This is a genomic window from Burkholderia sp. MSMB1835, assembly GCF_001526365.1.
Classification (GTDB): domain Bacteria; phylum Pseudomonadota; class Gammaproteobacteria; order Burkholderiales; family Burkholderiaceae; genus Burkholderia.
This window is the reverse complement of sequence record NZ_LOYP01000015.1, coordinates 19,733-41,602: the sequence shown is the minus strand read 5'-3', so window position 1 is coordinate 41,602 and position 21,870 is coordinate 19,733. Positions and strand designations below refer to the sequence as shown.

The following is a 21,870-nucleotide window of genomic DNA, read 5'->3' as shown; positions in this document are numbered from 1 at the left end:
GGGCAGGCGCCGCGCGCCCGCCCTCCCTGACAGGAGACAGCAGTGAAGACAGTCAAGGCGTTGCGCTGGTGGATCATCGTGCTCGTATGTCTCGGCACGATCCTCAACTACCTCGCACGGAATTCCCTCGCGGTGCTCGCGCCCGAGCTCAAGCACGTGTTCGCGATCTCGACGCAGCAGTACTCGTACATCGTCGGCGCCTTCCAGATCGGTTACACGATCATGCAACCGGTATGCGGGTTCATCGTCGACCTGATCGGGCTGCGGCTCGGTTTCGCGCTGTTCGCGATGCTGTGGTCGGTGGTCGGCGTCGCGCACGGCTTCGCGTCCGGCTGGCTGTCGCTCGGCATCCTGCGCGGCTTTCTGGGCCTGTTCGAGGCCGCCGCGATTCCGTCCGGGATGAAGGCCGTCGCCGAATGGTTTCCCGATCGCGAGAAATCGGTCGCGGTCGGCTACTTCAACGCGGGCACGTCGCTCGGCGCCGCGATCGCGCCGCCGCTCGTCGTGTTCCTGTCGATGCGGTTCGGCTGGCAGGCCGCGTTCATGGTCACCGGCGCGCTCGGATTCGTGTGGGCCGCGCTCTGGTACACGCAGTACCGGTCGCCGGCCGATCATCCGCGCCTCACGCCGCAGGAGCGCACGCTGATCCGCGACGGCCAGGCCACGATGCCGCCCGTGTCGAAGCGCCGCATTCGCGACGTCGTCACCGCGCGCCGCTTCTGGGCGATCGCGCTGCCGCGCTTCTTCGCGGAACCCGCGTGGCAGACTTTCAGCTTCTGGATTCCGCTGTACCTCGCGACCGAGCGCCACATGCCGCTCACGCAGATCGCGGTGTTCGCGTGGATGCCGTTTCTCGCGGCCGACGCAGGCGGCATCGCGGGCGGCTATCTGTCGCCGTATCTCGCCAATCGCTTCAGGCTGCCGCTCGTGTGGTCGCGCGTCGCCGGCGTCGCGCTCGGCGCGGTGTTGATGCTCGGGCCCGCGATGATCGGCCTCGTGTCGTCGCCGTACACGGCGATTGCGCTGTTCTGCGTCGGCGGCTTCGCGCACCAGATGATCTCGGCGCTCGTCAACACGCTGTCGGCCGACGTGTTCGACCCCGAGGAAGTCGGCACCGCGAGCGGCTTCGCCGGGATGGCCGCGTGGATCGGCGGCCTCGGCTTCTCGTTGCTGGTCGGCGCGCTCGCGGACAAGATCGGCTATGCGCCGCTGTTCGCGTGCCTCGGCCTGTTCGACATCGTCGGCGTCACGCTGCTCGCGGTGCTGATCCGCGGGCAGTCGAAGCAGGAACGCCTGCTCGCGCAGCACGCGTGACATCCGTTTTCACCAGGAAATCGCATTCATGACTTCGCTTCTTCATCCGCCCGTGTTCCGCGTCGCCGGCCACCACGCGAACCGCGTGCTGCTCGCCTCCGATACGGGCGCGACTCTCGAAATCTTCGTGCTCGAGGACGATATCGTGCGCGTGCGCGTGCTCCCCGACGCGACGGCGCGCAACCCGCGCACGTGGACGATCGCGCCCGGTCTCGACGACGTGCCGCTCGACGGGCGCGACCGCCTCGACCTGAGCGGCTTCGCGCTGCCCCACTACGACTTCGCGGAAGACGACGACGGCGTGCGCATCGAAACCGCGCAGGTCCGGCTCGCGGTGCGCCGGCAAGGCGGCCATTGCACGTGGTCGATGCGCGGCGCGGACGGCGCATGGCGCGTCGCACTCGCCGACCGCCCGACGCAGGCGTACAACTTCGGCTGGTGGGACGAGCGCGCGTATCACTACGTCGCCCGCGAGCGCGGCGACAAGGTATTCGGCCTCGGCGAACGCGCAGGCGAACTCGATCGCACGGGCGCACGCTTCGAGATGCGCAACATCGACGCGATGGGCTACAGCGCGAAGCACACCGACCCGCTGTACAAGCACATCCCGTTCTACATCACGTGGTCGCCCGATGCGTGCCAGGGGTTCGGGCTGTTCTACGACACGCTGTCCGACTGCTCGTTCGACATGGGCCGCGAGCTCGACAACTATCACGGGCCCTATCGCTATTTCGTCGCCGAGCACGGCGATCTCGACTACTACTTCATCGCGTCGCCCGATACGCCGCTCGCGGCCGCGCGGCGCTTCACGTGGCTGACCGGGCGCCCCGCGCGCACGCCGAAATGGGGGCTCGGCTATTCGGGCTCGACGATGAGCTACACCGACGCGCCGGACGCCCAGCAGCAGATGAACCAGTTCGTCGAGCAGTGCGACGCGCACGACATCCTGTGCGATTCGTTCCACCTGTCGTCGGGCTATACGTCGATCGGCGCGAAGCGCTACGTGTTCAACTGGAACCGCGACAAGTTTCCCGACGCGAAGGGTTTCGTGCAGCACTATCGCGACCACGGCATCCGCCTGTGCGCGAACATCAAGCCGTGCCTGCTGCGCGACCATCCCGCCTTCGAAGAAGCCGCGCAGCGCGCTCTGCTGATCCGCTCGGCATCCGGCGAACCCGCATGGGTGCAGTTCTGGGACGAAGTCGGCGCGTATCTCGACTTCACGCAGCCGGACGCCTACCGATGGTGGCAGGAGCAGGTCACGTCGGCGCTGCTGGAATACGGAATCGAGTCGACCTGGAACGACAACAACGAATACGAGATCTGGTCGCCCGACGCGATCGCGCACGGCTTCGGCCAGCCGTTTCCGGCACGCGAAGCCAAGGTGCTCCAGACGATGCTGATGATGCGCGCGTCGCGCGATGCGCAGCGCGCGCATGCGCCGGCGCGCCGGCCGTTCCTCGTGTCGCGCTCCGGCGGCGCCGGCATGCAGCGTTACGTGCAGACGTGGTCCGGCGACAATTTCACGTCCTGGGAAACGCTGCGCTACAACCTGAAGATGGGCCTCGGGCTCGCGCTGTCGGGCGTGTCGAACATCGGCCACGACATCGGCGGCTTCTCCGGCCCCGCGCCGTCGCCCGAGCTGCTGCTGCGCTGGGTGCAGTTCGGCATCTTCATGCCGCGCTTCAGCATTCATTCGTGGAACGACGACGGCACCGTCAACGAGCCGTGGATGTACCCGGAGATCGCCGCGCAGGTCGCGTCGCTGATCAAGCAGCGCTACCGGCTGCTGCCGTACCTCTATCACCTGCTGTGGCTGACGACCACGCGCTACGAGCCCGTGCTGCGGCCGACCTTCGCCGATTTCCCCGGCGATGCGCGCTGCTACGACGCATGCGACGACATGATGCTCGGCGACGCGCTGCTGGTCGCGCCGGTCGTCGATCCCGGTCTGACCGAACGCACGGTTTACCTGCCGGCGGGCGCACGCTGGACCTGCTGCGCGAGCGCGCAGTCGTTCGACGGCGGCGCGAACGTGACGCTGCCCGCGCCGCTCGACACGCCGGTGACGCTGCTGCGCGAAGGCCGCGTGCTGCCGCTGAACGTCGCGGAACAGCATTTCGGTGCGCGCGCCGATACGCGCGGCTTCCTCGTCGCACCGCGGATCGAGGACGGCGTCGCGTACGGCGAATGCGTCGAGGACGACGGCGAGACGGAAGCATGGCGCGACGGCGAATACGGCCTGTGGCGCATCGAGACCGGCCGCGAGGCGTCGGGCGTGCTCGGCGTGTCGGTCCGCTGGGACGGCCGCCCGGCGCGCCCGGCCGATCGCGTCGAGATCCTGCTGCCCGCGTCGCTGCAAGGCCCGGTTGCGGTGCGAGATGCGCGAGTCGAGCAGGATGCGAGAGACGGTGCGTGGCGCCGCCTCGTCGTCGCGTTCGACCACTGAACCACCGAACCACGAAAGCCGAAGCAAACCCGATCGGGCGGGCCGTTCGCGCGGCCCGCCCCCTGCCACAGAGGAGGCATTCAACCTCCCGCCCCTTGAAAAGATGAAGAGACCCGGAGATCGACAATGAAAGCATCCGCCAACCGTTATGCAATCCTGATTTTATCGGCCGCGTCGCTCGGCACGACCGCCGCCCACGCGCAGAGCAGCGTCACGCTGTACGGCGTCGTCGACGATTCGCTCGCGTACGTGAACAACCAGCAGGGACACTCGAACGTCTACATGCGCGACGGCAACCTGTATGCGTCGAAGTTCGGGCTGCGCGGCGACGAGGATCTCGGCGGCGGCACGCACGCGATCTTCGACCTGCAGGCCGGCTTCAACCTGAATACGGGCGCGCAGGCCGCCGCCGGCACGCTGTTCAATCGCCAGGCCTTCGTCGGCCTGCGCAACGTTCGCTACGGCACGGTCACGGCCGGCCGCCAGTACACGCCCTACTTCCTGTTCGTCGGCCCGTATGCGTCGAGCAGCTGGCTGACGGGCGCCACCGGCGCGCATCCGGGCGACATCGACGGCCTCGACACGACGATTCGCGTGAACAACTCGGTCACCTATACGTCGCCGACCTTCGCCGGGCTCAGCGCGAGCGCGATGTACGCCTTCGGCGGCATTGCCGGCGCGACCGGCAAGGGCAACACGTTCAGCGCCGCGCTGCGCTACGCGAACGGGCCGATCGGGATCGCGGCCGGCTACCTGCGGATCAACAGCTCGGGCTCGTCCGCGGGCTTCCTGAATCCGGCCACCGCATCGTCGGGCAGCTTCGCGGTATCCGTGCTGAATCAGGGCTACCTCACCGCGAAAGCCGTCGAGCAGGTCGCGGCGGCCGGCAACTACACGCTCGGCGACCTGACGATGGGGCTCAACTATTCGAACGTGAAGTATCTGCCCGGCAACGGCTCGACCTTCACCGACACGGCCGTGTTCAACACCTACGGCGCGCTTGCCGCGTACCGCTTCACGCCGACGTTCTCGGTGGCCGGCGCATTCGCGTATACGCTCGCGTCGAAGGCGAACGGCGTCGCGAACGCGGCCCGCTATCAGCAGTATTCGCTGAAGGAGTCGTACAGCCTGTCGAAACGCACGACGCTCTATGCGCTGCAGGCGTACACGCATTCGAGCGGGCGGACGCTCGGCGCGCAAGGCGCCGGCCACATCGTCGACGCGGCGCCGATCGTCGGCGATTCGCAGCAGCTCACGCCGTCGACGACGCACGGCCAGTTCGTCGGCATGGCCGGGATCGCCGTCACGTTCTGAGCCCGTCCGGCGGCGCCTTCCGCGCGCCGTCTCCGGCCCGGACGATGCGCTTGCCGCGCGCGCCGTCCGGGCGCCCGATACGCGTTCGTCGCGGCGCGTTCCCCGCCTCGCCGGCCCGCCGCGCGCATCGCGCGGGTTTTCTCGATGGCCGCGATACCTTACAATCCGTCAGGTTCATCCCTTCTGCATACCCCTTCTTGCAGTCCTGACACCGCGGTACACTCGACGCACGCCGTATCAGGGTCCGACGCGCGACGTGCGCGCCGGGCGGCGTCGCGCTTCGTTGCGCCCACAACTGGATGCCCGCCATGCCGGATTCCCGTCCCTCGCCCCGCACGACATTCAAGCCGCAGGTCGTCCTGCCCGCGCTCGCCGTCATCGGCGCGCTACTCGTCGTGTGCGCGCTGCACCCGAGCGAAGCCGGCGCGCTGTTCTCCGCCGGCCAGCAATGGGTCATCGCACGGTTCGACTGGTTCTACGTGCTCGCCGTCACCGGCTTCCTCGTGTTTCTCGTGCTGATCGCCGCCAGCGACTTCGGCAATATCCGGCTCGGCCCCGACGACGCCGAACCCGAATTCAGCTTCGTGTCGTGGACGGCGATGCTGTTCGCGGCCGGCATGGGCATCGGGCTGATGTACTTCGGTGTCGGCGAGCCGATGCAGCATTTCCTGAAGCCGCCGACCGTCGATCCCGGCACGCCTGCCGCCGCGCGCGAAGCGATGCTGATGACGTTCTTCCACTGGGGCTTCCACGCGTGGGCGATCTACGGGCTGATGGGGCTCGTGCTCGCGTACTTCGGCTTCCGCTACAACTTGCCGCTCACGCTGCGCTCGGGGCTGTATCCGGTGCTGCGCGAACGCATCGACGGCTGGGTCGGTCACACGGTCGACGCGTTCGCGCTCGTCGGCACGGTCGCCGGGATCGCGACGACCCTCGGCTACGGCGTGATGCAGCTGAGCGCGGGCCTCCATACGGCCGCCGGGTGGGACACGGGCGGCAACCTGTTCCGCATCGGGCTCGTCGCGGTGGTCGTGATCCTCGCGGGCGTGTCGGCCGCGACCGGCCTCGACAAGGGCGTGCGCCGGCTGTCCGAGCTGAACCTGCTGCTCGCGTTCCTGCTGCTCGCCTTCGTGGTGGTCGCGGGCCCGACCGCATTCCTGCTGCGCGCGCTCGGCGACAACATCGGCCAGTACCTGTCGAGCCTCGTCGACCTGTCGTTCCGCACGTACGCCTACGCGCCGCCGCGCGAGGAAGGCTGGTTCGGCGGCTGGACGATTCTCTACTGGGCGTGGTGGGTGTCGTGGTCGCCGTTCGTCGGCATGTTCATCGCGCGCATCTCGCGCGGCCGTACGATCCGCCAGTTCGTGATCGGCGTGCTGCTCGTGCCGACCGCGTTCAACCTCGTGTGGATGACCGTGTTCGGCAACAGCGCGATCTGGCTCGACACGCACGGCGCGGCCGGCGCGCTCGCGCAGACGGCGACCAACGTCGATGCGCTGCTGTTCCGCTTCTTCGATTTCCTGCCGTTTCCGCAACTGCTGTCGATCGTCGCGATCGTGCTGATCGCGGTGTTCTTCGTCACGTCCGCCGATTCGGGCGCGTTCGTGATCGACCAGATCGCGACGCGCGGCAACGCGCATTCGCCGGTCTGGCAGCGGCTGTTCTGGGCCGCGCTGCTCGGCGTGACGGCCGCGGTGCTGCTCGTCGCGGGCGGGCTCGGCGCGTTGCAGGCGATGACGCTGATCGCGGCGCTGCCGGTCGCCCTCATCATGCTCGCGCTGTGCTACGGACTGTGGCGCGGGCTCGCGGCCGACCGTGCGCACTATTCGCAGGACATCGCGCCCGCGGCGAGCTTCTGGACCGGCCAGCACTGGCGCCATCGCCTGACGCACATCCTGCGGCAGACGACCGAGGCCGAGGCGCGCCAGTTCGTTGCCGAGACGGTCGAGCCCGCGCTGCGCAAGGTCGCCGACGAGCTGCGCGCAAGCGGCGTCGATGCGCACGTGCAGCGCGACGGCGACGATGCGGTGCGGCTCACCGTGCCGACCGCCGAACACCGCGATTTCGTGTACGGCGTGCGCGTCACCGCGAAATCCGCGGCCGCGTTCCTGATGCGCGAGGCGGCCGAGCCGGAAGCCGCGCGGGCGCACGTGTACGGGATCGTCACGTTCTTCGAGGATGGTCGGCTCGGCTACGACGTCGAATACCTGCGCGGCGACGAAGTGATCGCCGACGTGCTGCGCCAGTACGAACGCTACGTGTCGCTCGCCGCGGACACACGCACGCACCTGCTGAGCCGCGCGCCGGGGCACGCGACGGAGGCCGAGTGAGCGGGTTGCTGCAAAGCCGCGCTGTCGACGTCATCGCACTCGGCACGCTCGCCGTGCTGTACCTCGGCGGCGCCGGCATCGCGCTGTGGCGGATCCGCGCCGCGGCGCCGCTCGGCAAGGTCTACTGGATCGTCTGCGCGGCGCTGCTCGCCGGCGGCGCCGTCGCGATGGGCGGCAACCTGTCGCCGGTACCGAACAGCGGCGAAATGCCGCCCGGTTTCGCGCTCGGCGCCGAGGCCGTCCTGCTCGGACTCGCGTTGGTCGCCGGTGGCTGCGCGTGGCTGATGCTGCGCGCGCGGAAACGCTGACGGCCGCGCGCCGCACCACCCGCTTCGTCACGCGGGCACGGTCACGCTCGGGGCGAACGGGCCGCCGTCCCGCCCTGATCCGCTGCCGGCACGCCACACGTCATGCGCCCGGCGCGCGCGCCGTCACGAGCCAGCAAGCCGCATCGAAACGCACCTCGGCGCCATGCACGTACGGCTCGAACGCCGCGCGCATCGTGTCGATCACGCACCGCCGCGTCGCTTCGTCCGTCTCCAGCAATGCGAGGCCTACCGGGCCCAGCCGGGCAATGTAGTCGTCCAGCGCAGGCTCCGGCAGCACGCACGCCCGGTCGACCGGCTCGATCGCGACGTCGGCCCAGCCGCTGTCCGACAGCACCGATGCGATCCGCTGCCGGTCGCCGAACGCGAACTGCCCCGGTGCGCCGGGCTGCCGCACGGGCAGGTTCGGCAGCAGCGGCGCGGCCGCCCGCTCGGCCGTCGTCATGAACGGATTGTCGGCCGCGCCACGCCACGCGACGAACCGCATCCGCGCACCCGGGCGCGCCGCCCGCCGCAGGTTCGCGAACGCCCGCACCGGATCGTCGAAGAACATCACGCCGAGGCGCGACACGATCAGGTCGACGCTCGTCGGCTCGAACGCATGCGTCTGCCCATCCGCGCACACGAAGCGGGCGCGCAGGCCGCAGCGTTCGGCGCGCGCCCGGGCGGCGTCGATCATCCGCGCCGAAATATCGATGCCCGTGCATTGCGCGTTCGCACCGAGCCGCCGCGCGATCGCGAGCGTGACCGCCCCCGTGCCGCAGCCGACATCGAGTACGCTGCTTGCAGACGACGCCGCCGCGGCATCCGCCAGCAGCGTTTCGAACGGCGCGAACATCCGGTCCAGCGCCGCCTGCGCATCGACCCATGCGCGCCCCGACGGACCGTTCCATAGCGCCGATTGCGCTTCGTTGGGCCGGTTGGCTTCCATCGTCGATCCCCTTCCGATTCATTGATGACGGACCGGACTGTGCTACTTCAAGCCGGCTTGAAGTCAAGGCCGCCAGCGTGCGCCCCGTCCCCCCCCCCGTTTTTCACATTTCTTACATTCGCGCTGCGTATCGTTGACGACTTTCCTACGGTGCCGCCCCCTCCCATGCGACGATTCATCACGCGCGCGCTGCTCGTGCGCTGCGCCCCTCTTGTTGCCCTCGCCGCGTTGTCCGCGTGCTCGAATCACATCGATACGCCGGACGATCCGGCCAGCGCGTCGGTCAACGTCCAGGCCGCCTGGGTCGAGATCGGCGATGCGAACCAGGCGATCGCGCGCGTCATCACGAACTACACGCCCGCGTCGGCCGGCGATTCGCCGTGCCCGCAACTGACCGTCGACGGCAAGCTGTCGCGCATGGCGCTGCGCGCGGGCGCCGCGACCGTCGCCCAGCGGCCGACCGCCAGCGACCCGGCCGATTCGAAACCGTCGAGCTTCCCGGTGTCCGTCTGCGAGGCGACGTTGCCGGCCAGCGCGCAGGCGGCCAGCGTCGCGGGCCGCACGCTGCCGCTGCCGAAAGCGCAGCCGCAGCGCATCGCGATCATCGCCGACACGGGCTGCCGGATGAAAAAGGCCGACAACGCATGGCAAGCGTGCAACGACGCCGCGGTCTGGCCGCTCGACACGATCGCGGCCAGCGTCGCGAAGCTGTCGCCCGATCTCGTGCTGCACGTCGGCGACTACCACTATCGCGAGAACGCGTGCCCGCCGGACATCGCCGGCTGCAAGGACAGCCCGTGGGGCTATGGCTGGGATACGTGGCAGGCCGACCTGTTCCGCCCGGCCGCGCCGTTGCTCGCGAAGGCGCCGTGGGTGGTCGTGCGCGGCAATCACGAGGAATGCGCGCGCGCGGGCCAGGGCTGGTTCCGTTTCCTCGACCCGCGCCCGTATTCGGCCGCACGTTCGTGCGACGATCCGGCCAACGACAACAGCGCGAACTATTCGGAGCCCTATGCGGTTTCGCTCGGCGGCGGCTCGCAGGTGATCGTGTTCGACACCGCGAAGGTCGGCCGCAGCCCGCTGAAGACGACGGACGCGCAGTTCGGCATCTACCAGAAGCAGTTCCAGACGGTCGCCTCGCTCGCGTCGAAGCCCGGCATGACGACGACGATCTTCACGAACCATCACCCGATCCTCGCGTTCGCGCCGATCGCCGGCAGCACGCCGGCGCCGGGCAACCTCGCGCTGCAGTCGGTGATGTCGAGCCTCAACGCGCAGGCGTACTACCCGCCGGGCGTGCACGTCGCGCTGCACGGCCACGTGCACGATTTCCAGGCGATCAACTTCTCGTCCGGGCACCCGGCGACGATCGTCTCCGGCAACGGCGGCGACAACCTCGACGTCGCGCTGCCCGACCCATTCCCGGCCGGCCTGACGCCCGCGCCGGGCGCCGTGATCGAGCGGCTTTCGCACAACAACAGCTTCGGTTTCCTGATCATGGAGCGCAACCCGGCACCGGCGACGGGCTGGGTGTTCCATGCGTATTCGGCGGCCGGCAAGCGGCTCGCGTCGTGCAACCAGTCGGGCACGACGCTCGCCTGCGACAAGACGGGGTTCATCGCGCCGTGACGGAAGCAGTTCGATGCGACGGCCACGGCGGGCGCGGCCGGCAGACGCTGCACATGCTTGCCGCGACCGTGCTCGCCGGCCTGACGCTCGCGGCCCACGCCGCGCCTGCCGAAACGGTCCTGCTTCCCGGCGCGCCGCCTTCGCGCGTCGTCGACACGATCGGCAACGGCACGCCGCAGGTGACGAGCAAGATCGACGCGGCCACCGCCCGCTTCGCGCCCGACCCGACGCTCGTCGCGCTCGGCCGCCGGATCTTCTTCGACCCGCGGCTGTCCGAGCCGCGCGGCATGTCGTGCGCGGGCTGCCACGATCCGGGCCGCGCGTTCGCGCCGACACTGTCGGCCGCGTCGCTCGCGGGGCCCGGCGTGCCGGAAGGCAGCCGGCCCGGGCGCTTCAGCCGACGCAATGCGCCGTCGCTGCTGTACGTGCGCTACGTGCCGCGCCGCCACTTCTACCAGGACGACGATGCGCCGGCTCCGTCGCCGTTCGGCGGCCTGTTCAGCGACGGTCGCGCGGATACGCTCGCCGAGCAGATCCGCGGGCCGCTGTTCGATCCGAACGAGATGAACAACCGGTCGCCGGCCGCGCTGCTGCGCAAGGTCGATGCAACCGAACTCGCGCCCGATCTCGCCGCGCGCTTCGGCGCGCCGGTGCGGCGCGATCCCGAGCAACTGGTGCGCGCGCTGGGCTCGGCCGTCGAAGCCTATCTGCAGAGCGACGAGATGGCGCCGTTCACGTCGCGCTTCGACGCGTTCCTGCGCACGCGCACGCCGCTCGCGCCGGCCGAGATGCGCGGCCTCGCGCTGTTCCGGAATCCGGACAAGGGCAATTGCATGACCTGCCATACGCTGTCGGACACGTCGAGCCGCCCGGAACGCTCGCTCTTCACCGATTTCGGCTACGACGCGATCGCGGTGCCGCGCAACCGCGCGCTGCCGGCGAACCGCGATCCGCGCCATTTCGACAACGGGCTGTGCGATACCGCGCGGCGGCTGCGCTGGCCCGAACCGACGCAATGGTGCGGCTACCTGCGCACGCCCGGGCTGCGCAACGTCGCGATCAAGCAGACGTTCATGCACAACGGCGTGTTCACGACGCTGCGCGACGCGGTCGCGTTCTACAACACGCGCTCGACCGATCCCGGCTTCTGGTATCGCGGCGCCAAGACGTTCGACGACGTGCCGGCCGCCTATCGCGGCAACATCAACGTCAACTCGACGCCGATGAACCGCCGGCCCGGCACGCCGCCCGCGCTGACCGAAGCGGAAATCGACGACATCGTCGCGTTCCTCGGCACGCTGACCGACGCGCGCTATACCGGCCGTGCCGCGTCGGCCGCGCCCGACGCGCGGATCGCGCGCACCGCCGCACCGGCGCGCTGACCCTGGCCGAACGGCCGGTCGACGCGCCACCGCTTGCGATTACCGCAACTACTGGTTATATTTACAGTACTGTATTTATGAACAGTGAGGTGCGCGATGGAACATCTGGTCCGTATCGTCAACGACACCGATCGCCAAGTGCTGGCGTGGCTTCGTGCCCAGGTCGGCGATGCCCGCGTCGAGCGCGCGGCGCGTCAGCTCGGGCATACGCGCAAGCCCTTTCCGTCCGCCGTGTGCCGGTATCTGGGCATGAGCGCGCCGGCCACGCTGCGGCCGGCTCCGGCCCGGCCGCGTGCGGCCCGGGATTTCTCGGTCGGCGATCGTTACCTGTCGCTGATCCGCCAGCACCTCGCCACGCACGCGGTCGGCCGATGAAATGGCGGCGGCTTGCCGCTTCGGTACCGTGTCCGGCCGGCGCGCTCGCGTATTCGCAAGCCCGCACGCGTCATGCGCCGTCGCAGGCCTCCGTGCCGTCGAGCATCAGCGTGCCGACCCGCGCGGGCACGAGCGGTGTGCGCGGCGCCGGCGGCGCCCAGCCGAACAGCGCCTGCGCGGCCGCGCCGCACACGCGGCCCTGGCACGCGCCCATCCCGCAACGCGACTGCAGTTTGGCGGCCGTCCAGCCCGGCTCCCGTGCGACCGCATCGAACCGCACGTCTTCGCAACGACACAGCACCGTGTCGGGCCGCGCGAGCCGGCGGATCGGTTCCCGGATCGCGAAGCGCTCGCGGACGGCATCCGCGAACGCCTGCCAGTGCGCGCGCCGTGCGACGAGCTCGGCCAGTTGCGCGGTCTGCCCGGTCGCCGCGTAGCCCGCGATTTCGCCTTCGACCATTGCCAGCTCGCTGCCGCCGACGCCCGTGCATTCGCCCGCGGCGAAATAGCCGTCGCGGCTCGTACGCTGATGCGCGTCGACCGCCACCGCGCCGTTCTCGACCCGGCAGCCGAGATGGCGCGGCAGCACGGTGTTCGGCACGAGGCCGAAGCCGCACGCGAGCCGGTCGCAGTCGACGTCGAATTCGCGATGGCCCTGGCGAATCCGCACGCGTTCGAGCCGCACGTCGCCGAAGGCCTCGACGACGTGCGCAGCGGGCCGATACGCCGACGTGACGAGCTTCGCGGCCTGCGCGAGCTTCGACGGCCAGCGCCACAGCCCCGCGCCGAAGCCGGCCACGTCGCTCCATGCGGCCTGTTCGAGCACGTGCGATACGCGTGCACCGGCCTGCCGGGCCGTCGCCGCGCTCGCCAGCAGCAGCGGCCCGCTGCCCGCGATCACCGTGCGCTGCCCGCGCACGTCGAGCCCGTACTTGATCAGCGCCTGCAAGCCGCCTGCACCGGTCACGCCGGGCAGCGTCCAGCCCGGGAACGGCAGCAGCAGCTCGCGGGCGCCGCAGCAGAGAATCAGCGTCCGGAAATCGAGCAGCAGCCCGCGCTCGTCGTCCTCGAGCAGCAGCGTGCGCGGCTGCGTTTCGGCGACGATGCGCGTCGCCGCGAGATGCGTGACGTTCGGTTGCCGCAGTATCGCGAGGCGTTCGGCCGCGGCCGGCGTCGGTGCGGCCGCAGCCGAACGCCGCCAGATCTGCCCGCCCGCGCGCGGGTTGTCGTCGACGATCGCGACGGTCGCGCCGCTGCGCGCGGCGGCCCGCGCGGCCGACAGCCCGGCCGGCCCCGCGCCGACGATCGCGACGTCGACGCTCAATCGTTCCTGTTTCATCGCGTGCGCTCCACCTGCATGCCGTCGCGGCACAGCGTCTGGCACGCCAACCGGTGCCGGCCGTCGATCGTCATCCGGCATTCCTGGCAAATGCCCATCCCGCAAAACGGCGCTCGCGCCGCGCCCGTGCACGACACGCGCGTCGTGTCGTCGCCGCTCGCCGCGACGGCGGCCGCGACGGTCGCACCGTCGGCCACCGTCAGCGCGCGGCCGTCCAGATGAATGATCATGTCAGCCTCCGCCGGGCCGACCCAAGGAGGCTGACCGCCCCCTTGGGGGGCGCCTTGCATAGGAACGGAGTAAGCGCCGAAGCGCCCACTCCGGCCAACGGCGAACGAAGTGCGCGTGGGGGTCGTTTCATGTCAGCGCTCCGGCTACGGGGGACGCGGTCAGGAAGCGTCCCGGCAAATACGGTTCGATATCGATGGGCGGCCGCTCGCCGGTCATCAGCGCGGCGACGAGCCGCGCACTGCCCGGCGCGGTCGTCACGCCGAGCCCTTCGTGGCCGACCGCGAGCCATACGCCCGGCCGCGCCGGGTGCTCGCCGAGCAGCGGCAGGCCGTCGGGGCTCGCGGAGCGAAAACCCGTCCATGCGCGGATGCCGTTCAGGTCGGCCAGATCCGGCAGGTAGCCGGCCGCGCGGCGCAGCATGCGCGCGAGCACGGGCGGCTCGACCTGCGCATCCTCGGTGTCGAACTGGCGCGACGAGCCGATCAGCAACTGGCCGGTCGGCCGCGGCTGCACGTTGAATGCGACCGACGTGCCGTCGCTCGCATGCGCGCTCGCCGCATAACCCAGCTCGACGAGTTGGTGCGATACCTGGCCCGGATAGCGGTCGGTAATCAGCAGATGGCCCTTTTTCGGGCGCAGCGGCAATTCGGGCAGCAGCGTGCGCGCCGCCACGCCGTTCGCGACGACCACACGCTCCGCGCGCAGCACGTCGCCGCTCGCGAGCGTCACGCTCGGGCCATCGACCGCGACGGCCCGCTCGCGGCGCAGCGCGACGCGCGGCGCGCGCTGCAGCAGCCAGTTCGCGGTGACGGGCGCATAAAGGATCGCGTCGCCCGGAATCTTCAGCGCGCCGCCGAGGCCCGCGCGCAGCATCGGCTCCAGTTGCGCGAGCGCCGCCGCGTCGATCAGCGCGCCGGCCACGCCGTGCGCGGCGAGCGTCGCCTGCTTCGCGCGCGCGAGATCCATCTCGTGCGCATCGGCCGCGAGCCACAGGGTGCCGCAGTTGCGGTATGCGCAGCCGTCGGGCATCTCGCCGCTCAACGCGCGCCACAATTCGATCGAGTAATGGCTCAGCGCGAGCTCGGCCGCATTGTCGTCCATCGCGACGAGGTGCCCCATGCCCGCGCCGGTCGCGCCGCCGCTCGCGTCGTCGACGACGAGCACGCGCAGCCCGCGCTGCGCGAGCTCGTGCGCGCACGCCGCACCGACGATGCCGGCGCCGATCACGACGACGTCGGTCTTCGTTTCGCTCACGACCCGATGCCCCAGCCGAACGGATCGTCTTCGTCGATCAACAGCGTCGCTTCCGCACTCAGGTGCGCGCTGCCGCGAATCGTCGGCACGATACCGCCGTCGGCCAGTTCGTAGCTCGCGTGGAACACGCTGCCGATCACGCTCGCCTGCCGCCACACGGCGCCCGGCGCGAGTTTGCCGTCGGCCGCGAGGCACGCGAGCTTCGCGCTCGTGCCGGTGCCGCACGGCGAACGATCGTAGGCGAGGCCCGGGCACAGCACGAAGCTGCGGCTGTCGTGCCGGGGATCGTCGGCGAACAGCTCGATGTGATCGATCTCGCCGCCGTTCGCGCCGGTGATGCCCGCGCGTTCGAGCCCTTCGCGCACGGCCGACGCATACGCGGTGAGCGCCGCGACGTTGTCGCCGGCGACGCGCTGCCCGTGGTCGCTGATCAGGAAGAACCAGTTGCCGCCCCACGCGACGTCGCCCTTCACGGGGCCGTATCCCGGCACGTCAACTTCGACGCCCTGCGCGTGGCGATACGCGGGCACGTTGCGCACGCTGACCGACAGGTCGTCGTGCAGCGTCGCCTCGACGGTGCCGACCGGCGTCTCGATCCGGTGCACGCCGGGCGCGATGCGTCCCATGTGATGCAGCGTGCGCACGACGCCGATCGTGCCGTGCCCGCACATCCCGAGATAGCCGCTATTGTTGAAGAAGATCACGCCGGCCGCCGCGTCGGCCGCTACCGGGTCGCACAGCAGCGCGCCGACCAGCACGTCGCTGCCGCGCGGCTCGAGAATGCACGCGGTGCGGTAACGGTCGTGCTCGCGCGCGAGCACGTCGCGTCGCTCGGCCATCGTGCCGTTGCCGAGCGACGGAAAACCGGACACGACGAGCCGAGTGGGTTCGCCGCCCGTGTGCGAATCGATGATCTGGATGCGCTTCATCATGAGCTGTCCGAAGTGGGGAAAGGAGCATAGCTTCCTCCGTCGCGCGTCCGTCCGCTTGTGGCTTTTCGATGAGGACGACGACGAAATCGGCATAGTGCGAGACGCCCTTCGCGCCCTCGCCGGCCGCTGTGCCGATTTCGTCATTTTGCTCCGCGATACGACTCAAGCGTGATGGGCGTTTGCGCGGCGATACTGGTTGCCACACCGACACACCGTCGGCCGACCGATACGAACGTAGGAGATTTCAGTGAGCCGCAAAGCCATTCAGTGGACCGGGGTTTTCCCGGCCGTCAGCACCCAGTTCAAGCCGGACTTTTCCCTCGACATCGACGCCACGCACCGCGTGGTCAAGAACCTGGTGAACGACGGCGTGTCGGGCCTCGTGGTCTGCGGCACGGTCGGCGAGAACACGTCGCTGTCGACGAGCGAGAAGCTCCAGGTCATCGAAGCCGCACGCGACGCGGCTGGCGGCAAGGTGCCGGTGATCGCCGGCATCGCCGAATTCACGACCGAATTCGCGCGCAACACGGTGCGCGAAGCGCAGCGCGTCGGCGTCGACGGCGTGATGGTGATGCCCGCGCTCGTGTACTCGGCGAAGCCGCACGAAACCGCCGCGCACTTCCGGGCGGTCGCAACGAGTACCGACCTGCCGGTGATGGTCTACAACAACCCGCCGATCTACAAGAACGACGTGACGCCCGACGTGCTGATCGCGCTGCAGGATTGCGAGAACATCGTCTGCTTCAAGGATTCGTCGGGCGATACGCGCCGCTTCATCGACCTGCGCAATGCGGTCGGCGATCGCTTCGTGCTGTTCGCGGGCCTCGACGACGTCGTGGTCGAGAGCATCGCGGTCGGCGCCGAAGGCTGGGTGTCGGGCATGTCGAACGCGTTCCCGAAGGAAGGCGAGACGCTGTTCCGCCTCGCGAAGCAAAAGCGCTTCGACGAAGCGCTCGCGCTGTATCGCTGGTTCATGCCGCTGCTGCACCTCGACGCGCGCCCGGACCTCGTGCAGTGCATCAAGCTGTGCGAGGAACTGGTCGGCCGCGGCAGCGCGGTCACGCGTCCGCCGCGCCTCGCGCTGCAAGGCGACACGCTCGCGGAAGTGAAGGCCATCGTCGCGAAGGCGCTCGACACGCGCCCTGCGCTGCCCGACGTCGGTCTCTGATCGACGCCCCTGCGGCGGCGCGCGGGTTTGCCCGGTGCGTCGCCGTCCGCGGTCCGGCATGGCCCACGGGTCCGCACGCCCCGGCGCCCGCCCGCGCCGCGCGTGAACGGGCCGCGGCCCGCCCCGGTCGTTCGAACCGGGCGACGCCGGCCGGCAGGCGTGCGCGCTGCTCCGTCGGAGCGCGCGCCACGCGCGCCTGCACCGACATTCCCCAGGAGACACGCCCATGCCAGGCCAAGGCAATGCTCACCCGTCCGTCCCGCTTTCCCGTTCCGCGCATCCCGGCGCGGGTCACGGCAAGTTCAAGAAACAGCTGTCGCTGACCGATCTCACGTTCATCGGTCTCGGCGCCATTTTCGGCTCGGGGTGGCTGTTCGCCGCGAGTCACGTGTCGACGATCGCGGGGCCGGCCGGCATCTTCTCGTGGCTGCTCGGCGGCTTCGCGGTGCTGCTGCTTGGCATCGTCTACTGCGAACTCGGCGCCGCGCTGCCGCGCGCCGGCGGCGTGGTCCGCTACCCGGTGTTCTCGCACGGCCCGCTGCTCGGCTACCTGATGGGCTTCATCACGCTGATCGCCTTCTCGAGCCTGATCGCGATCGAAGTCGTCGCCGCGCGCCAGTACGCGGCCGCGTGGTTTCCGGGCCTGACGGTCGTCGGGTCGAGCGACCCGACCACGCTCGGCTGGCTCGTGCAGGCCGCGCTGCTGTGCTTCTTCTTTTACCTGAACTATTCGAGCGTGAAGACGTTCGCGAAGGCGAACAACATCATCAGCCTCTTCAAGTTCATCGTGCCGCTGTCGGTGATCGCGGTGCTGTTCGCGTTCTTCAAGCCCGCGAACCTGACCGTGCACGGCTTCGCGCCGTTCGGCATGCCGGGCATCGAGATGGCCGTGTCGGCCGGCGGCATCATCTTCGCGTATCTCGGGCTCACGCCGATCGTGTCGGTCGCGAGCGAGGTGCGCAATCCGCAGCGCACGATCCCGATCGCGCTGATCCTGTCGATCCTGCTGTCGACGCTGATCTACGTGCTGCTGCAACTCGCGTTCATCGGCAGCATCCCGACGGCGATGCTCGCCGCCGGCTGGCACGACGTCAGCAAGGCATTCTCGCTGCCGTACCGCGACATCGCCCTCGCGCTCGGCGTCGGCTGGCTCGCGGTGATGGTCGTCGCCGACGCGATGATCTCGCCGAGCGGCTGCGGCAACATCTACATGAACGCGACGCCGCGCGTCGTCTACGGCTGGGCGAAGACGGGCACGTTCTTCAAGGTGTTCACGCGCGTCGACGAAGCGTCGGGCATCCCGCGCGCGGGCCTGTGGCTCACGTTCGGCCTGGCGATCTTCTGGACGCTGCCGTTCCCGTCATGGGAAGCGCTGATCAACATCGTGTCGGCCGCGCTGGTGCTCAGCTATGCGGTCGCGCCCGTGTCGGTCGCCGCGCTGCGCCGCACCGCGCCCGACCTGCCGCGACCGTTCCGCGCCAGCGCGTTCGGCATCACCGGCCCCGCGTCGTTCGTGATCGCCGCGCTGATCGTCTACTGGTCGGGCTGGAGCACGGTGTCCTGGCTGCTCGGCCTGCAGATCGCGATGTTCGCGATCTATCTCGCGTGCCGCCGCTGGGTGCCGACCGCGCACCTGAGCCTCGCCGAGCAAGTGCGTTCGTCCGCGTGGCTGATCGCGTTCTATGCGGCGATGATCGTGCTGTCGTATCTCGGCGGCTTCGGCGGCACGGGCCGGCTCGCGCATCCGTACGACACGGCCGTCGTCGCGGCCGTCGCGCTCGTCATCTACTACTGGGGCGCTCACACCGGCGTGCGCGCCGACAAGCTGCAACTCGACGACGACGAGGACTGACGCGCCCGCGCCCTTTCCCCTTCCATCGGCCGGGCGCAGCACGCCCGGCCCCGCTTTTTTCCGAGGAAAACCATGCAACTCACAGGTCAGCTCCTGATCGGCCAATCGGCCGTCGCCGGACAGAACGGCTCCTTCCACGCGCTCGCCGCCGCCACCGGCGAACCGCTCGAACCGGCGTTCGGCGGCGCGAGCCTGCACGACCTGGAAACGGCGTGCGCGCTCGCCGACGATGCGTTCGACACGTATCGCGAAACGTCGCTCGACGCGCGCGCCGCGTTCCTCGACGCGATCGGCCGCCACATCATGGCGCTCGGCGACGACCTGATCGAGCGCTGCGTCGTCGAAACGGGGCTGCCGCGCGCGCGCATCGAAGGCGAACGCGGCCGCACGGTCGGCCAGCTCGCGCTGTTCGCGTCGCTCGTGCGCGACGGCGGGTTTCTCGACGCACGCATCGACCCGGCGCGCCCGGAGCGCAAGCCGCTGCCGCGCGTCGACCTGCGCCTGCGCAACGTCGCGGTCGGGCCCGTGGCCGTGTTCGGCGCGTCGAACTTCCCGCTCGCGTTCTCGGTGGCCGGCGGCGACACGGCGTCGGCGCTGGCGGCCGGCTGCCCGGTGATCGTCAAGGCGCATTCCGCGCATCCGGGCACGTCGGCGCTCGTCGGCCGCGCGATCCAGCAGGCCGCGCGCGAATGCGGGATGCCGGCCGGCGTGTTCTCGCTGCTGTTCGACGCATCGCGCGAGATCGGCCAGGCACTGGTCGCCGATCCGCGCATCAAGGCGGTCGGCTTCACCGGCTCGCGCCGCGGCGGCGTGGCGCTGATGCATATCGCGGCCGCGCGAGCCGAGCCGATCCCCGTCTATGCGGAAATGAGCTCGATCAATCCGGTGGTGCTGTGCCCCGCCGCGCTCGACGCCCGTCACGACACCATCGCACCGCAGTTCGTCGCGTCGCTCACGCTCGGCGCCGGCCAGTTCTGCACGAACCCGGGCCTCGTACTCGCGATCGACGGCGCCGCGCTGCGCGCATTCGAAGCCACGGCGGCCGATGCGCTGCGCGCGGCGGCCGCACAAACGATGCTGACACCCGATATCCACGCGAGCTATGCGCAAGGCGTCGCGGCGCTGCGCGCTCACGATGCGGTCGAGCTGCTCGCCGAAGGCGCGGAAGGCGGCCGTCACCAGGCCCGCGCGGCGCTGTTCGCGACGTCCGCCGACGCATTCGTCGCGCATCGCGAATTGCGCGACGAAGTGTTCGGCCCTGCGTCGCTGATCGTGCGCTGCCCGGACGCCGACACGCTGCATCGCGTGCTGAAATCGCTCGAAGGCCAGTTGACGATCGCCGCGCATCTGGCCGACGGCGACGCGGCGTTGTTCGCCGCGCTGCGCCCGACGCTCGAACGCAAGGCCGGTCGCATCCTCGTCAACGGTTTCGGCACGGGTGTCGAGGTCGGCCACGCGATGGTGCACGGCGGCCCGTTCCCGGCGACGTCCGACACGCGCACGACGTCGGTCGGCGCACGCGCGATCGAGCGCTTCCTGCGCCCCGTGTCGTACCAGGACGTGCCGGACGCGCTGCTGCCGGATGCGATCCGCAGCAGCAATCCGCTGCACGTGCCGCAACGCATCGACGGCGTGCCCGCCCCGCGCGAGGTGAACCATGTCTGAGCGCCCTGCCGAAGTCGTCCTGTCGCTCGATGAAGTCCACGCGCTCGCGCTGCGCGTGCTGACGCACAACGGGATGTCCGACGCGCATGCGCGGGCCATCGCCAACGTGATCGCGCAGGGCCAGCGCGACGAGTGCCACTCGCACGGCGTGTACCGGCTGCTCGTGTGCGTGCGCTCGCTGAAGAAGGGCAAGGTCGATCCGCAGGCCGTGCCGACGCTGCGCCGGCTGTCGTCGTCGATCGTCGCGGTCGACGCGCATCGCGGCTTCTCGCTGCTGAGCTTCGAAACCGGCCTGCCGGTACTCGTCGAGATGGCGAAGCAGCACGGCATCGCCGCGATGGCGATCAACCACTGCTACCACTTCTCCGCGCTGTGGCCCGAGGTCGAGGCGATCGCCGCCGAAGGGCTGGTCGGCATCGCGATGAACCCGAGCCATAGCTGGGTCGCGCCGGAAGGCGGCCGCGAACCGGTGTTCGGCACCAACCCGATCGCGTTCGCGTGGCCGCGCCCGGGCGGCGAGCCGTTCGTGTTCGATTTCGCGACGAGCGCGATCGCGCGCGGCGACATCGAGCTGCACGCGAAACAGGGCAAGGCGATTCCGTCGCACTGGGCGATCGACGCGGACGGCCAGCCGACTACCGACCCGAAGGCCGCGCTGCAAGGCGCGATGCGCACGTTCGGCGGCCACAAGGGCTCGGCGCTGGCGGCGATGGTCGAGCTGCTCGGCGGGGCGCTGATCGGCGACATGACGAGCCGGGAATCGATGGACTTCGACGAAGGCGTCGGCGCGACGCCCTGCCATGGCGAACTCGTGATCGCGTTCGATCCGAAGGTGTTTCTCGGCGACGATCTCGACGCGGGGCTCGCGCGCGCCGAGCGGATGTTCGAATCGATCGTCGCGCAGGGCGCGCGGCTGCCGTCGCAACGGCGCTTCGACGCCCGCGCGCGCAGCATCGCGAACGGCGTGCGGATTCCGAAGGCGCTGTACGACGAGATCCTGACGCTGCTCGACTGATGCGCGATCGAGCGGCACGGTGCGGCTTCATCGTCGGCGGGACGGGCGGCTCCGCCGGCAATGGCCTGCATCGGGCGTCGTGCTTGGCGAACTCGGCGAGCTTGGCGAACTTGGCGAACTTGGCGAACTTGGCGAACTTGGCGAACTTGGCGAACTCGGCGAACTCGGCGAACTCGGCGAACTTGGAGCACGCGTTGCACTCGACCGCCGCCCGGCACACCGCCCACGCCGCTCGCCCGCTCCCGCCGGCGCCGCCGGCCCGGCGGCTGTGGGATAATCGTCGAGTTTGCCCAGGGCGCAGCTCAAGAGGTTGTTCGCACGGGCGCGAGAGGGGCCTTTATTCCCGAGCCCCCACCTTTTCCCG

At 70.0% G+C, this 21,870-nt stretch carries 17 protein-coding genes; 12 read left to right on the top strand and 5 right to left on the bottom strand.

Annotation, left to right across the window (positions count from 1 at the left end; all coding sequences use genetic code 11):
* The first annotated feature begins 42 nt into the window (after nt 1-42).
* From WS96_RS06755 to WS96_RS06735, 5 genes are all read left to right on the top strand, one after another.
* Entirely contained in the window at nt 43-1,314 is a 1,272-nt protein-coding gene (locus WS96_RS06755; RefSeq protein ID WP_059831403.1) for an MFS transporter, read from the top strand.
* Nucleotides 1,315-1,342: 28 nt separating this feature from the next.
* A complete protein-coding gene (locus WS96_RS06750; RefSeq protein ID WP_059831401.1) occupies nt 1,343-3,763 on the top strand; it encodes a glycoside hydrolase family 31 protein in 2,421 nt (806 codons plus the stop codon).
* 126 nt (nt 3,764-3,889) lie between these two features.
* A complete protein-coding gene (locus WS96_RS06745) occupies nt 3,890-5,077 on the top strand; it encodes a porin (protein ID WP_059831400.1) in 1,188 nt (395 codons plus the stop codon).
* 308 nt (nt 5,078-5,385) lie between these two features.
* A complete protein-coding gene (locus WS96_RS06740; protein ID WP_059783782.1) occupies nt 5,386-7,407 on the top strand; it encodes a BCCT family transporter in 2,022 nt (673 codons plus the stop codon).
* A complete protein-coding gene (locus WS96_RS06735; protein ID WP_059500725.1) occupies nt 7,404-7,715 on the top strand; it encodes a hypothetical protein in 312 nt (103 codons plus the stop codon). The genes WS96_RS06740 and WS96_RS06735 overlap by 4 nt, the downstream gene beginning before the upstream one ends.
* A gap of 100 nt (nt 7,716-7,815) precedes the next feature.
* On the opposite strand, the gene WS96_RS06730 is transcribed toward WS96_RS06735, so the two are convergent.
* On the bottom strand, nt 7,816-8,664 hold the full coding sequence (locus WS96_RS06730; RefSeq protein WP_059831398.1) for a class I SAM-dependent methyltransferase: 849 nt from the start codon (nt 8,662-8,664) through the stop codon (nt 7,816-7,818).
* A gap of 165 nt (nt 8,665-8,829) precedes the next feature.
* Between WS96_RS06730 and WS96_RS06725 the strand changes: the two genes are divergently transcribed.
* From WS96_RS06725 to WS96_RS06715, 3 genes are all read left to right on the top strand, one after another.
* A complete protein-coding gene (locus tag WS96_RS06725; RefSeq protein ID WP_059831397.1) occupies nt 8,830-10,293 on the top strand; it encodes a metallophosphoesterase family protein in 1,464 nt (487 codons plus the stop codon).
* A 53-nt stretch (nt 10,294-10,346) separates the two neighbouring features.
* A complete protein-coding gene (locus tag WS96_RS06720) occupies nt 10,347-11,675 on the top strand; it encodes a cytochrome-c peroxidase (RefSeq protein WP_082720209.1) in 1,329 nt (442 codons plus the stop codon).
* A 96-nt stretch (nt 11,676-11,771) separates the two neighbouring features.
* Complete coding sequence (locus WS96_RS06715) at nt 11,772-12,050, top strand: hypothetical protein (RefSeq protein WP_059783792.1); 279 nt, start codon at nt 11,772-11,774, stop codon at nt 12,048-12,050.
* Between the two features lie 70 nt (nt 12,051-12,120).
* Here WS96_RS06715 and WS96_RS06710 read toward each other — a convergent pair whose 3' ends face one another.
* The 4 genes from WS96_RS06710 to WS96_RS06695 all read right to left on the bottom strand — a co-directional run bounded on the left by WS96_RS06710 (nt 12,121) and on the right by WS96_RS06695 (nt 15,803).
* A complete protein-coding gene (locus tag WS96_RS06710) occupies nt 12,121-13,389 on the bottom strand; it encodes an NAD(P)/FAD-dependent oxidoreductase (protein WP_059831393.1) in 1,269 nt (422 codons plus the stop codon).
* Nucleotides 13,386-13,619: a 2Fe-2S iron-sulfur cluster-binding protein gene (locus WS96_RS06705; RefSeq protein WP_059831392.1), complete on the bottom strand. Its 234-nt coding sequence runs from the start codon at nt 13,617-13,619 to the stop codon at nt 13,386-13,388. Before WS96_RS06705 ends, WS96_RS06710 begins: the two co-directional genes overlap by 4 nt.
* Before the next feature lie 127 nt (nt 13,620-13,746).
* Nucleotides 13,747-14,874, bottom strand: coding sequence for an NAD(P)/FAD-dependent oxidoreductase (locus WS96_RS06700; RefSeq protein WP_059831390.1), 1,128 nt, complete (start codon nt 14,872-14,874; stop codon nt 13,747-13,749).
* A complete protein-coding gene (locus WS96_RS06695) occupies nt 14,871-15,803 on the bottom strand; it encodes a 4-hydroxyproline epimerase (protein ID WP_059831647.1) in 933 nt (310 codons plus the stop codon). Before WS96_RS06695 ends, WS96_RS06700 begins: the two co-directional genes overlap by 4 nt.
* Nucleotides 15,804-16,053: 250 nt before the next feature.
* Here WS96_RS06695 and WS96_RS06685 point away from each other — a divergent pair, with 250 nt between their 5' ends.
* From WS96_RS06685 to WS96_RS06670, 4 genes are all read left to right on the top strand, one after another.
* Nucleotides 16,054-16,974 carry a dihydrodipicolinate synthase family protein gene (locus WS96_RS06685; RefSeq protein WP_059831386.1) on the top strand — a complete coding sequence of 307 codons (921 nt, stop codon included), beginning with the start codon at nt 16,054-16,056 and terminating at the stop codon, nt 16,972-16,974.
* Between the two features lie 226 nt (nt 16,975-17,200).
* Nucleotides 17,201-18,826 carry an APC family permease gene (locus tag WS96_RS06680; RefSeq protein ID WP_059831385.1) on the top strand — a complete coding sequence of 542 codons (1,626 nt, stop codon included), beginning with the start codon at nt 17,201-17,203 and terminating at the stop codon, nt 18,824-18,826.
* 72 nt (nt 18,827-18,898) lie between these two features.
* The gene (locus WS96_RS06675) at nt 18,899-20,491 is read left to right on the top strand and encodes an aldehyde dehydrogenase (NADP(+)) (RefSeq protein ID WP_059831383.1); all 1,593 of its coding nucleotides are present in this window, start codon (nt 18,899-18,901) and stop codon (nt 20,489-20,491) included.
* Complete coding sequence (locus WS96_RS06670) at nt 20,484-21,506, top strand: Ldh family oxidoreductase (RefSeq protein ID WP_059831382.1); 1,023 nt, start codon at nt 20,484-20,486, stop codon at nt 21,504-21,506. The genes WS96_RS06675 and WS96_RS06670 overlap by 8 nt, the downstream gene beginning before the upstream one ends.
* Nucleotides 21,507-21,870 lie beyond the last annotated feature (364 nt).